Raw genomic sequence first — 12,523 nt, forward strand, 5'->3', positions numbered from 1 at the left:
TTTTTAGTTACCAATTACCCATTACTAATTACCCATTAGCTACTAACAGCTAGTTACGGAGCGTCGTAGGTAGTACCACCGCTAAATTTAACTTTAGAGGGACTGGGGTTTTGTCCGATACGACGGTCTACATAACGTACTTTGTCACGACCTGGGTTAACCTTTTCAGGGAATACACCATCAGCTGGGTGAACTAAAGTGGTTTCTCCGTTGGGTAAAATCCGGTAAACTTTGTAGTCTGTAATTTTGAGTTTCCGGAGTTGCTGACCGCCCAAAAAGATTCCATATTCTTTACGAGCTATGTACAGCAGGTTTTGACCTTGCCGCATAGTAGCAGCACCACCTGTAGGCAATTCAAAAACTTGCTCTTTCGGGCTAGTCCAAGTAATAGCGTACTTTTCTTCTAATGCTGCTTTTGTGAGCAAGCCACCGGTGCTGCCACCGTATAGCGGGGTTTGTCCAGAGAGTGTTTCTGCCATAAGATGATTCTCTCAACGTTTTTAGGGAATCCTAACACCGCAACCACGATCATATTGCGATCGCGTTATAGACTGTAACAGTTTTTAGTGATTAGTCGTTAGTCATTGGTCATTAGTCATTAGTCATTCTCTCTTACCCCCTGCCCCCTGCCCCCTGCACCCTGCTCCCTGCCTCCCCTGCCCAATCCCTATTTACTCTTGACTTTTGCACGCTTTTCCTCTTGGCTACTCTGAACAATCGGTATGGTGAAGTGAAACTGACTACCCTGGTCTTTACCTCTTGACTCTGCCCAAATTTCCCCACCCCAGCCATTAACAATTTGACGGCAAATTGCTAAACCAAGTCCAGTTCCGCCGGTGGTGCGGCGCAGCGCTCCCTCTTCTTGATAGAAGCGGTCAAAAACTACTTCTAAACGATTTGGTTCAATGCCGCGTCCAGTATCTGCTACAGTCACCTCGACCATTTGATGGCTGTTGTAAATGGCTTTAATGGTGATTTCTCCTTGGGGTGGCGTAAATTTAAAAGCATTGTCCATGAGTTTTGCCAGTACCTCTACTAGCCAATCACCGTCAGCTCTCACCAAAGGTAGGTTTTCGGCAATTTCAGTCTTGATTTTCGGCGGCTTTTCCGTTGAGGAACGGGTGCGATTGCGGCTGAGTGATAAATCTATACACTCTTGTAAAGTGAGGGATTCTGGATGCCATTCCACCCGGCCGCTTTCCAAGTTGGAAAGTGTGAGGAAATCTTGTACCAGTTTTCGCATCCGTTCTGAGTCGGAAAGAGCAGTGTTGAGCATGATTTGCTGCAACTCTAAAGGCATATCAGGCTCACTAGCAAGGCTTTCCAGGCACACTTGAATGGTGGATAGGGGGGTACGCAGTTCATGCCCGGTGATGGCTATGAGGTTGCTGCGGGTGCGGTCTAGGGCTTCTAGCTGCTGGTTAAGTTCTTCTAGGTTGGCATAAGCTTCCGCTTGGATGAGAGCTGCTCCCACTTGGGTGGCGATCGCTTCTACCAAATCCAATTCTCCAGGTTGGCACTCGTGCGGTGGCATTCGGCAATAGTGCAACTCCACGATGCCCAATAATCGCCCCTGATAGAATACTGGTTCCATTAGCCAAGAACGAATGGCAAACTTTTTGGCGATCAAGGAGAGAGCTGGCGAATTGTTAACACGAGGGTCATTTAGTGTATCGCTAATACAAACCCCTTCACCTTGTTGCACTATGTCCAGAAATAGAGAATTTTTCTCTAACTCCCAGGTTTGCCCACGAAGCGATAAAATGCCGGGATTCAAAAACTCGTGTTCAATTATGGCTTTGCTATCTGTGGCTTGAGCGCGGTAAATTAGACAGCGACAAGCTTCTAGGTGTTGCCCTAATTCTTGTGCCGCCACCTGGAGAACTTCGTGAGGATCGAGCGATCGCCTAATGGCTGTGCTAATCGAGTTGACTAATCGTTCTTTTCGTGCTTGGGCAGCAATAGAACGGTAGGCTTTGTGCAATTTGTACTGACTAGCTTGCAAATAAGTTACTAAGCGCTGCACAAAGGGATCTGTATCGATGTCACAAGCATATTCATTGATCTTTTCTGCTCCAGAGTGGCTTCTCGGTTCTCCTATACCAAACCTCTGACGTGCCTCCTCAATTTTACTTGCCAGTTCTGGTCTGTAAACCAAAATCCTGTCTAACAGCAATTCAGCTGCTTTGAGACTAACTCCCCTTTCGGATGTCCAAACTCCCTCAAATCTTCGCGCTGCGTCTATATCCAAATTAGGGCTTAGTTCTGGTAGTTGCTTGTTTTTGGCAATAGAACCAAGGCTTTCCCGGCAAACTAGACAAGTTGCATAATTGTCACCAATCACTACCAAATGCCATTCATGGCTTAAGCCATCCGTTGGCTCAAAAGCGATCTTTTCGTAGTATTCTGAACTGTTGACGAAATCCGTTTCAGGAGCAGCTAATACGTATATTTGGTTACTCCGCAAGGCAAGTCGCTGGTAGCGATGAGCTTCTTGGCGGTAGAATCGCTCTCGCTGGAAACTAGCAATTACAAGGGGTTGTGCTAAAGTCGCAGCCAAAACTTGATCTTCCATCGCATGGGAGAGCGCCGTTAGTGAAGCCTTAAAATATAGCTGGGGCCGCAAGTATGCTAGGGACTTTAGCAAATCACTTAGCACAGAAGTAGAAATGCTCATGAATTATTGTTAAACGCTCAACCTCGACAAGATCAAAAGTCACAGCTGCATTGTACAAATTCCAAGGGACTCTCAAGTTAAATAGAGAGTTGCAATATGTAAAGAACGCGTTTAAGCACTTTCTGCCAAAGCAGGCGCAACACTTTGTTACCAATTAGGAGGAGTGCATACAACTTGATTTGTTGATTGGCAACCTACTATGCCCAATATACATTCTCGACCAAGTTTGAAATATGCTTGCACAACCAAAATCTTTCTGTACTAAGTACAAACCTAGTAATTTTTGTATATTTTCAAGTGTTTTATTCATTGATAACCACTGATTTTTTATTGATAGTCCACATATAGGCAAAGTAGCCCGTTGTAGACATTGCCTACTTTGCCTACGTTGATTTATGCCTACTAAATAAATTCTCTTATCCAAAAATCATTACTGCTACATTCACATAATTTAGTCAATAATTATTGATTAAAATTAATCAATTAATGAATTATCATAAATTAGTCTAATCAAGTACCATAGATTTTTAAAACAAAATCGTATAATAGTAAAAAATAAATAATTTCCGCCCTATAAGTGCGGAGAGTGTCAATTTAGAGTTATAAATAAGTTTATAAATATTTGCTTATACGGGTTTGAGCGCTGCTATGTTATCAGCAGTAGTCAAGTGTTATTTTGGCTCCAATGGCTCAAGCAAGTTTTAGAAAGTGTCTTTTTTTTGAAAGTTGCGAGGGTCAGCAACCTCTACTCAGAAGACCACAAAAATATAGACCTGTACACGGAACTTTGGCTAATGACACCGGATACGCTAATGACCCCGGAGAAAATTTTCCTGGATGGAAAAACTTTTATTCCTGCCGAACAATTACCTATCCCGGAGTGGCCTTGTGTTGTGAGTAAAAGACCACAACCGACACTGACGGTTAAAGATGATGATTTATTTTTTGTGACAGATACTATTGGGAACATTTCTGGCTGTTCCCTTAATGATGGCAATCCCAGCATGGGATTGTTTTGCTGTGATACGAGATTTCTCAATCGTTTGGAGTTGCAAATTGAAGGGCGATCGCCTGTACTTCTGAGTAGTACTGCCGAAAAAGGGTTTTCACTCTCAGCTTTGTGTACCAACCCCAGAATCGACGAACGCCTTAGAGCCGAAACTGTGGGAATTCGCCGGGAAATGGTGCTGAATGGGGCACTATTTGAAGAAATAGAAGTATCTAACTACAGCACAACCACTGTCAATTTTGAACTAACCATTAGCTTTGATGCGGATTTTGTTGATTTATTTGAAGTCCGGGGCTATGACAGAGAAAAACGAGGTAAGCTTTTACGTCTAGTAGAACCGACGGCTGAAGAAGGAATTTCTCTAGCCGATGGTGTTTCCCCTATACCCAAAGAGCCACCAACTTTTAGGGAAGAATCCTTAACACTTGCCTATCAAGGTCTAGATGGCTCAGTAATGGAATCCCGTATTTTATTCCAGCATCGCCAACCAGACTATTTTAAGGGTTACACTGCGGTTTGGCAGCTAGAGTTGGCTTCTCACGAAACTCAAAAGTTGGGCTACCGGGTGAGCATGTTGAAAAACAACCAGTCTAGTTCAACCGTGAGCGCCGCCTTCACTTTAGGACAGGCGAAAGCTGCTGAGTTGATGGAGGAGCAAAACTGGGTACAGCAAATTACACGCATTAGCTCAGATAAGAGCATTTTCAATCGAGTGATTGAACGGGCCGAGCAAGATATGTATTTGTTGCGTCAGTCTTTTGGTAAGCATAAGACAGTTTCGGCTGGAGTGCCGTGGTTTTCGACACTATTTGGTCGGGATTCGCTGATTACAGCTTCTCAAGCGCTGATGTTAAACTCGCAACTCGCCAAAGAAACCCTGATATTGCTTGCGGCATACCAAGGTAAAATCGACGACGAATGGCGCGAAGAAGAACCGGGAAAGATTTTACACGAGTTACGTTTGGGAGAAATGGCTCGTTGTCAAGAAATTCCTCATACACCTTACTACGGTACAGTTGATGCGACTCCCCTGTGGCTGATGCTCTATGCCGAACATTATGCTTGGACTCACGATCACGAACTTCTAGAGCAACTTTGGCCAAATGCTCTAGCAGCAATGGACTGGATTGATCGCAATACGAAAGAAACCAGTTACCTCAGCTACTTCTGTAAATCCAAACGCGGTCTTGTTAACCAAGGTTGGAAAGATTCTGACGACTGTATCGTAAACCATAAGGGAGAATTAGCCAATGGCCCAATTGCCCTCTGTGAGGTGCAAGCTTATGTCTATGCTGCAAAAATACGCCTAGCAGAGATAGCTAGGATGAAAAAGCGGCTTGATTTGGCAGATCGTTGGCAAGAAGAGGCTAGAAATCTTAAGGTTCGTTTTAATCGAGATTTTTGGGTAGAAAACCAGGATTTTTGCGCTTTAGCTTTGGATGGAGATGGCAAGCCAGTAGACAGTATTACCTCAAATCCTGGTCATTGTCTGCAATTGGGCCTTTTCACCCACGAAAGAGCCTATAGTGTCGCAGAACGGTTGCGAGCACCAGATATGTTTAATGGTTGGGGCATTCGGACTCTGAGTAGTTTGTCACCCGCTTACAATCCAATGGGCTATCACATTGGTTCGGTTTGGCCCCATGATAACGCTTTGATTGCAATGGGATTGCGATCGCTCGGTCTTATCGATCAAGCCCTGGAAATTTTCCAAGGTTTATTCGACATGACTAGTCAGCAGCCTTATCAACGTCCTCCAGAACTCTTCTGCGGCTACGAACGGAACGGTGATAATGCCCCTGTACAGTATCCAGTTGCCTGCACTCCCCAAGCTTGGGCTACTGGGAGTGTCTTCCAACTACTGCAAATGATGGTTAACTTGGTGCCTGATGCTCAAAACAACTGCTTGCGAATAATCGACCCCGCTTTGCCAGAATCGATTAATCGTCTGTCATTTCATAATTTGCGAGTCGGCCCCACTATCCTCGATTTAGAATTCGAGCGTTCTGGGACTACGACTGCTTGTCGCGTTGCGAAAAAACGCGGTAATTTGCGGGTAGTTATTGAAGCATAAGAAAAGAAGCGGTAGGGAATAGGGAATCACTACTCCCTATTTTATGCTTGGTAATATAACCTGGAATTCAGCACCGACAGTCCTACTATGTACTCCAACCAACGCAGTGTTAGTCTGCTTTATCGCCAGTGTGTAGACTTCTTAAAAGCTGCTCTGTAAGCTCAATCAATTCATATACAGAATTTTGCGTAATTTGTGTAGTTTTGAAGCCATGAGCAATAGAATTACGTAATAAGAGTGAATTCATTAGTAACTGATACTCAGATTTTGAAATTACACCTTCAATTGCTAATTGCTTCACCAAATAGAGTGGATCAAATTTTTGTAAACTTAGCTCCTCCTTTTGGGCTATAAGTCTCAAAGTTGCTTCTACCAAAGACCAAGAATATAAGATAGCTGATTCTGGATGTTGCGTTATCAGTTGCCTTGCTACTTGCAACTGCGATTCTATTTCATGTTCTTGAAGAGAACCCTCTGCTTTCAGAGAATACATTATATCCTCTGGGTTGGTCATTACTAATTCAAATCTCCAAGCAGGATGTTTTTCTACCGCTTGAGCTAAATTACGTAAGTCTTGATTAGAAGAAGAGTTCAGTGAGGAGCGTGACTTCACTTCAATAACTACATTTTCTTCTCCCCGACGTACTATCATGTCAGGGCGATAATGATTAAGGAAGTCTGGCAAGTCTTCTGGATTTGGATGAAAAAAAACTTCGTACCCCTTTTCACGATACTCCTCTGCTAGTTTCAGCAATCGCTCTCTTTCTAAGTTTGCAGTTGGAGTTTCCATCAAATAATTACCTCCTGGTTAGGAGCATCAATTACGACAATATGTAAGAACTCATTGCCACGCGCAAAGCCTTCCGCCAATGTCGAGGTCATATTTTCTATTCTAAAGTTACCTGACAAATTCCTCTTTCTAACTACGAGATCGCTTACTTGACGATCGTCGTAGTATGCTAATTCTTTAAGTGCATCTTGAATAGGCTTCACTATATTGTCTACATCCATTTGATCGGAATCATAGAAATAGGTTATCTGGAGCATAACCAATACTATGAACTCAAATCTGGTCAATGCACTTTTAAATAATAGATCACAGGTTATTTTATGCTAGTAACCTCGAACACAAGCGGATAATTCCCGCTACTCATGAAAGAGGAATACTGCCGTTACTAACTGTTTCTGCCTCGCTCAGTAGCTTCGCTGAGTGCTTCACCAATTATCTCATCACTCACACCATGCCGTTTCAAGCTGGCAATCAATGTAGAAACAGTATCACCCTCAAGTTGCTCAATATCTGCTCTAAGTCCTTGTCCCATGTAAGCACGAACTAATGGCTGATAACCAGAAAACCCTAACAATGGTGCTACCCGCTTCAAATCCTCAATCACATCTTCGGGAATGCGAATTGTAATTGTTGTCATTGGACGATTTTTATCGAGTCGCTTTTTTAAAACTTCAGCTTTCATAGTATTCACGTTCCTTGCGCGTCGCTTTCCGAGCCGAAATGATCCTAATCATGTCGTTTTCACGCTCAATGTAGACGACGTACAGAAGATTCCATCGTCTGTCCAAGCCAATCACAGCATCCCGCTGCTCATCATTGCGGCTTGCATCAACCACCACTAGAAACGGATCGAAGAAAGCTTCTACGGCTTACTGAAATGTTATGCCGTTATGATTGCTGGGATTAATCCGAGGTTTCTCCTCGTTCCAAAGGAAGGTGACACCATTAAGCACGAAAAACACATCCATACCTCATAGTCTAGGCAAGATGTATTTACGTTGTCAATACGCTTTTTTGTAAATTTCTAAGTGCTTTTGGTGAGATAATTACTTGCTAGTCCAGGCATCGATTATCTGCTCAACTGGAATTCCCACACAATATTAACTTACCAGCCTACGAAGCGATCGCCTCAAGTTCAAGGATGGTAATAAATTTCTGGTACGGGAAGGGTTAAGGATGTAAAAACAACAATAATTTACACCCAAATTCCTAACTCCTACTTCCTAATTCTTATGCTTCCTCAGAATTATCTCTTTTATGTCCTGGGGATGCTTCGTAAAGTGCATCGAGATGTTGACGCGCATCTTCAACATTAATCGAACGCATTACCAAAAGTGGCTCTTTAATTAATTTGCCAGCGCTATCTAATAACTCTGGATGGGGTACAAATTGTTTTTTTGATGAATAATAACCATAATTGCCTTGATTATTCATTGGCGAGGAATTCGTCGGGTAAGTTCGCTCCCGATCAAAACTGAACATGATCAAGTTACGAATTAAGTTGCCAACAGCTATAAATGCAAGGATTGTAAAAGCAAGAATGTAAAGCAGGTGTAACATTGAATTTTCCTCCAGGACAGCAATTTTTAAAACTTTATTTTGATTTTGTAACGCTTTGTTTCGCCAACACTGTGACTCACAGTTAAGACGAATATTTGACGCACTTTTTGTGCAGTTACATTTATATGGAGCTATTTGTCAACCGTTATTTCACTTACGGTAGCATAGGATACATTACTTTGTTTATCCAAGAAATGTTAAGAAAGTGTTAAGAGAGATTTACTATTTATTTGACGGCTGATTTACCGTCTTGTGTAGACGCAAAGAGGCAAGCCTTGAGACATCGTTAAGTAGTCTGCCAAAATTTAGCAAATCCTCCCATCTGTTGCTTAGACTTCACGCCCTTGGCGAAAGCGCATTGCAACATTCCAACATTCTGTTACTAATTGATGCCAAGGCATTAATGTTGCCATATCAATTCCGACTTGTTTATCAGTAGCTGTAAACAGCATCTTCGCCGTATTTAGTTCATCCTGCGCTTGCTTAACCCGCAAAAGCAAGTCAGATTGCTCTTGGTGACTCATAAATGATAGTTGCTCGGTTTCGAGTAAATGACGCGATCGCGTAAACCAATGCTGAAAATCTTCCAGCAGGGGTTCTAAAACCGTTTCTAGCAAATCAGTCCCTGGTAAATTTGAGTCTGACATAAATGAGAAGGATATTTCAAACTTTCTTACTAATATTAACGTTATTTACGTTTCTTAACATTTTTTTCCATTCTCTCATAATTCAAGCATGTAAAACTTTGTAACAAAGAACACATAAATCATTATATAGTCTTGCTAATGGGTTTGTACAGTTCCTTTGGAGAGGCATCTAGAGGTATAGCTGACAGCAAGTTGCAATTGATAAGATAATTTAGCGATGTCTACGACGGGCTACGCCTACGCGGGGAATCCTGAATTTGATACTCAGCGAACCGATGAAAAATTTATCTTTATCCCCTATCACAAATTAAGCCAGTAGTTAGAAGATAAAGGTGAAAAAAGCAAAAATCAAAGTCGTTATAGTTGAATAAGCCTACAGATTCAGACAAATCACCTTTTGTAATCACTTCGCCAATGGTTCAGCAGCCAATGTCGCCAAATTCATCAAATCAGTCCGAACAGTCAGAACAAGTTGAAAAAATTTATTTACCGCGTACCAGCGAATCGGAGAACTTAAAGAAGATTCGCCACACTGCTTCCCATGTTATGGCAATGGCAGTACAAAAGCTGTTTCCCAAGGCGCAAGTTACAATCGGCCCTTGGATTGAAAACGGTTTTTACTACGACTTCGACAATCCAGAACCATTTAGCGAAAATGATCTCAAAGCCATCAAGAAAGAGATGGCGAAGATTATTAATCGCAAGTTGGCGGTTACTCGAGAAGAAGTCAGCCGCGAAGAAGCCGAACGCCGGATTCAGGGAATTAACGAACCTTACAAGCTAGAAATCCTGGCAGATATCAAAGAGGAACCAATCACGATTTACCACCTGGGGAATGAATGGTGGGATTTGTGTGCGGGGCCTCATCTGGAAAATACCAGTGAATTAAACCCCAAGGCAATTGAACTAGAAAGCGTTGCTGGTGCTTATTGGCGTGGGGATGAAACTAAAGCCCAATTACAACGTATCTACGCCACCGCTTGGGAAAGTTCAGAACAACTCGCTGAATATAAGCGACGTAAAGAAGAAGCCCTGCGGCGAGATCACCGGAAACTGGGTAAGGAACTGGGATTATTTATATTTTCTGATTTAGTGGGGCCGGGTTTACCTTTGTGGACACCCAAAGGTACTCTGTTGCGGAGTACTTTAGAAGATTTCCTCAAGCAAGAACAGTTAAAACGGGGTTATTTATCCGTAGTAACGCCTCACATTGCCAGAGTAGACTTATTTAAAACCTCTGGACATTGGCAGAAATATAAAGAAGATATGTTCCCTTTGATGGCAGATAATGAAGAAGCTGCTACACAGGAACAGGGCTTCGTCATGAAGCCGATGAACTGCCCCTTCCACATCCAAATATATAAGAGTGAGTTACGCTCTTATCGAGAACTACCCATGCGGTTGGCGGAATTTGGCACTGTTTACCGCTACGAACAATCAGGGGAATTGGGCGGTTTAACACGGGTGCGCGGTTTTACTGTGGATGATTCTCACCTGTTCGTCACCCCAGAACAGCTAGATAGTGAATTCCTCAGTGTGGTGGATTTGATTTTGTCGGTGTTCAATAGTCTGCAACTGAAGAACTTTAAAGCTAGACTCAGTTTCCGCGATCCAGCTAGTGATAAGTACATCGGTTCAGATGAAGTTTGGGACAAAGCCGAAGGTGCAATTCGCCGTGCAGTTGAAACTTTGGGGATGGATCACTTTGAAGGTATTGGAGAAGCGGCATTTTATGGCCCCAAACTCGATTTTATCTTTAGTGATGCCCTAGAACGGGAGTGGCAATTAGGAACTGTGCAGGTAGATTACAACTTGCCAGAACGCTTTGATTTGGAATACGTTGCCGAAGATGGTGTTCGCAAACGTCCAGTGATGATTCACCGTGCGCCTTTTGGTTCACTGGAACGACTAATTGGGATCTTAATTGAAGAATATGCGGGCGATTTTCCTTTGTGGTTAGCGCCAGTGCAAGCTAGATTACTGCCAGTAGGTGATACACAGCTAGACTTTGCTAAAGATGTGGTGGCGAAGATGCGTGCATTGGGCATCCGTGCAGAAGTTGATACTAGTGGCGATCGCTTAGGTAAACAGATTCGCAATGCAGAGAAAGAAAAAATACCCGTGATGGCTGTGGTGGGAGCTAAGGAAGTGGAAACCAACACCTTAAGTATCCGTACCCGCGCTTCTGGAGAATTGGGAGTTATCCCTGTAGATGAGGTGGTGGATAAAATGAAAGATGCGATCGCTAAGTTCGAGAATTTCTAAAATCTAACCGCAGACGCACACTAATTATAATTGGTGTGCGTTTTGTCTAGTAGATTAGATTATTGGCTAGCTGGTAGATGTCTACGACGAGCTTCTCTACATTCCCTGCGGGACGCTGACGCGTAGCTTGCTTCCCGAAGGGTACGCTTACGTAACGTATTTAATATTAAAGACTCATTAATGGAGTTCAAAGCCTCATTTACGAGTATCAAAGACTCGTTGACGGAGTTCAGAGGTGGATTCAATCCAGTTCAAACACTCATTTTAATTTTAACTTTTTATGGGATTTGAAAGGTCAGAAAGTATCACAGACAACAAAAGTTTTTTCAATCACCGCACCCAAGAAAACTTTCTGATTTATTCAAGACTGATAGCATAGATTTAAAGACTTGTGGAATCTGCTCTTCCTAAACAGACTGGACTTGCATAAATTAATGTCAATAATTTTTGACTAACATTATGAACCGCTTTACCTCTATTTTGCTGGCTGGCTTGATAGCATCTGCATCAGCTTTGGCGATTTCTCCAAAAGCTGATGCTAATACACCAGCGTCTTATCTTGCTGAGTTAGATAGCTACGGCTATCAACGCAACGATGATCGGAACTACGAACGTCATAGTCGTCACCACAGAAATGGTGATTATGACCGCCAGAATGATCTTCGCAACATTCGTGACAATAACGATCGCTATAAGCGCGATCGTAATCACCGTTATGAGCGAGATAATAATCACCGCTATGAGCGCGATCGTAATCACCGTTATGAGCGTGACAATAACCGTCGTGATGAACGCGACAATAACTATCGCTATGAGCGCGATAATAATCACCGCTATGAACGCGATCGTAATCACCGCTATGAGCGCGATAATAACCTTCGCAACATTCGTAATAATAACCTTCGCTATGAGCGCGATCGCGACTGGGACCGTGGTTAATCCCTTTGCCTATTTATACGAGTGGCTAGCTGAAAACCCTTGAGTGACAGGTGCGACATCTTTGTATATCGTACTTCAGAGCCTTTCGCCTTAAGTCATAGTCCTTTAAAACCTCACCCTGTCCTGACGGACATCCCTCTGCTTGATAAAGAGAAGGAAAGGTTTTGCATAGCAAAAACAAGGTGAGGTTTGATTGGGCTTAGGACTTTTGCATCGATATATAAATTGCAAATATGCGGAAGTTAAGAACCACATTTTTTGTAGGGGCATAGCATTACCTATTTACGTAGTTTACCGCCGTAGGCATCACAAGATAATTAAGAAAAGCCTGAAACAAGCTCAAGATCGTTAATTCACATCACGATGTATTTATACAGTGCGTAAGTCCTAATACCAATTCTCTATGAAGATGCACATAATCAGTCCCCCCTTCACAAGGGGGGACGGCGTAGCCGGGGGGTAAATATATGCAGCTTCACAAAGAAACGGTATAAATACTACAATAATTTAAGAATATCCGGTTAGAGTAAAACAATTGGCTTGATATTACGGCAAAAATGGG

General features: G+C 42.8%; 10 protein-coding genes and 1 pseudogene. 3 read left to right on the forward strand and 8 right to left on the reverse strand.

What is annotated here, in order from left to right; all coding sequences use genetic code 11:
* Positions 1-53: 53 nt before the first annotated feature.
* The gene (locus LC608_RS08495) at positions 54-479 is read right to left on the reverse strand and encodes a photosystem I reaction center subunit II PsaD (protein ID WP_229553113.1); all 426 of its coding nucleotides are present in this window, start codon (positions 477-479) and stop codon (positions 54-56) included.
* Between the two features lie 188 nt (positions 480-667).
* Positions 668-2,677 (reverse strand): DICT sensory domain-containing protein, encoded by a 2,010-nt coding sequence (locus tag LC608_RS08500; protein ID WP_229553114.1) that lies wholly within the window; start codon positions 2,675-2,677, stop codon positions 668-670.
* 794 nt (positions 2,678-3,471) lie between these two features.
* On the opposite strand from LC608_RS08500, the gene LC608_RS08505 reads away from it, so the two are divergent.
* Positions 3,472-5,760, forward strand: coding sequence for an amylo-alpha-1,6-glucosidase (locus LC608_RS08505; RefSeq protein WP_229553245.1), 2,289 nt, complete (start codon positions 3,472-3,474; stop codon positions 5,758-5,760).
* A gap of 109 nt (positions 5,761-5,869) precedes the next feature.
* Here LC608_RS08505 and LC608_RS08510 read toward each other — a convergent pair whose 3' ends face one another.
* The 6 genes and pseudogenes from LC608_RS08510 to LC608_RS08535 form a co-directional block, all read right to left on the reverse strand.
* On the reverse strand, positions 5,870-6,550 hold the full coding sequence (locus LC608_RS08510) for a hypothetical protein (protein ID WP_229553115.1): 681 nt from the start codon (positions 6,548-6,550) through the stop codon (positions 5,870-5,872).
* Positions 6,550-6,807, reverse strand: a complete 258-nt coding sequence (locus LC608_RS08515; protein WP_229553116.1) for a RusA family crossover junction endodeoxyribonuclease — start codon at positions 6,805-6,807, stop codon at positions 6,550-6,552. The genes LC608_RS08510 and LC608_RS08515 overlap by 1 nt, the downstream gene beginning before the upstream one ends.
* 128 nt (positions 6,808-6,935) lie before the next feature.
* Positions 6,936-7,232 (reverse strand): BrnA antitoxin family protein, encoded by a 297-nt coding sequence (locus LC608_RS08520; RefSeq protein ID WP_229553117.1) that lies wholly within the window; start codon positions 7,230-7,232, stop codon positions 6,936-6,938.
* Positions 7,222-7,407: pseudogene (locus LC608_RS08525) on the reverse strand (BrnT family toxin); the annotation flags it as partial. The gene LC608_RS08520 and the pseudogene LC608_RS08525, both read right to left, overlap by 11 nt.
* A 373-nt stretch (positions 7,408-7,780) precedes the next feature.
* Positions 7,781-8,110 (reverse strand): DUF2973 domain-containing protein, encoded by a 330-nt coding sequence (locus LC608_RS08530; RefSeq protein WP_229469394.1) that lies wholly within the window; start codon positions 8,108-8,110, stop codon positions 7,781-7,783.
* A 329-nt stretch (positions 8,111-8,439) separates the two neighbouring features.
* Positions 8,440-8,757, reverse strand: a complete 318-nt coding sequence (locus tag LC608_RS08535; RefSeq protein WP_229553119.1) for a DUF2605 domain-containing protein — start codon at positions 8,755-8,757, stop codon at positions 8,440-8,442.
* A 414-nt stretch (positions 8,758-9,171) separates the two neighbouring features.
* On the opposite strand from LC608_RS08535, the gene thrS reads away from it, so the two are divergent.
* Both thrS and LC608_RS08545 read left to right on the forward strand, forming a co-directional pair.
* On the forward strand, positions 9,172-11,022 hold the full coding sequence (thrS, locus tag LC608_RS08540; RefSeq protein WP_229553246.1) for a threonine--tRNA ligase: 1,851 nt from the start codon (positions 9,172-9,174) through the stop codon (positions 11,020-11,022).
* Between the two features lie 459 nt (positions 11,023-11,481).
* Positions 11,482-11,961: a hypothetical protein gene (locus tag LC608_RS08545; protein ID WP_229553120.1), complete on the forward strand. Its 480-nt coding sequence runs from the start codon at positions 11,482-11,484 to the stop codon at positions 11,959-11,961.
* Positions 11,962-12,523 lie beyond the last annotated feature (562 nt).

The sequence above is a fragment of the Nostoc sp. XA010 genome, assembly GCF_020829625.1.
Taxonomy (GTDB): domain Bacteria; phylum Cyanobacteriota; class Cyanobacteriia; order Cyanobacteriales; family Nostocaceae; genus Nostoc.

Coding starts and splice junctions, on each gene's coding strand:
- LC608_RS08545 (WP_229553120.1), top strand. CDS start 11,482: ATGAACCGCTTTACCTCTATTTTGCTGGCTGGCTTGATAGCATCTGCA.
- LC608_RS08520 (WP_229553117.1), bottom strand. CDS start 7,232: ATGAAAGCTGAAGTTTTAAAAAAGCGACTCGATAAAAATCGTCCAATG.
- LC608_RS08535 (WP_229553119.1), bottom strand. CDS start 8,757: ATGTCAGACTCAAATTTACCAGGGACTGATTTGCTAGAAACGGTTTTA.
- LC608_RS08530 (WP_229469394.1), bottom strand. CDS start 8,110: ATGTTACACCTGCTTTACATTCTTGCTTTTACAATCCTTGCATTTATA.
- LC608_RS08515 (WP_229553116.1), bottom strand. CDS start 6,807: ATGCTCCAGATAACCTATTTCTATGATTCCGATCAAATGGATGTAGAC.
- thrS (WP_229553246.1), top strand. CDS start 9,172: ATGGTTCAGCAGCCAATGTCGCCAAATTCATCAAATCAGTCCGAACAG.
- LC608_RS08505 (WP_229553245.1), top strand. CDS start 3,472: ATGACACCGGATACGCTAATGACCCCGGAGAAAATTTTCCTGGATGGA.
- LC608_RS08500 (WP_229553114.1), bottom strand. CDS start 2,677: ATGAGCATTTCTACTTCTGTGCTAAGTGATTTGCTAAAGTCCCTAGCA.
- LC608_RS08510 (WP_229553115.1), bottom strand. CDS start 6,550: ATGGAAACTCCAACTGCAAACTTAGAAAGAGAGCGATTGCTGAAACTA.
- LC608_RS08495 (WP_229553113.1), bottom strand. CDS start 479: ATGGCAGAAACACTCTCTGGACAAACCCCGCTATACGGTGGCAGCACC.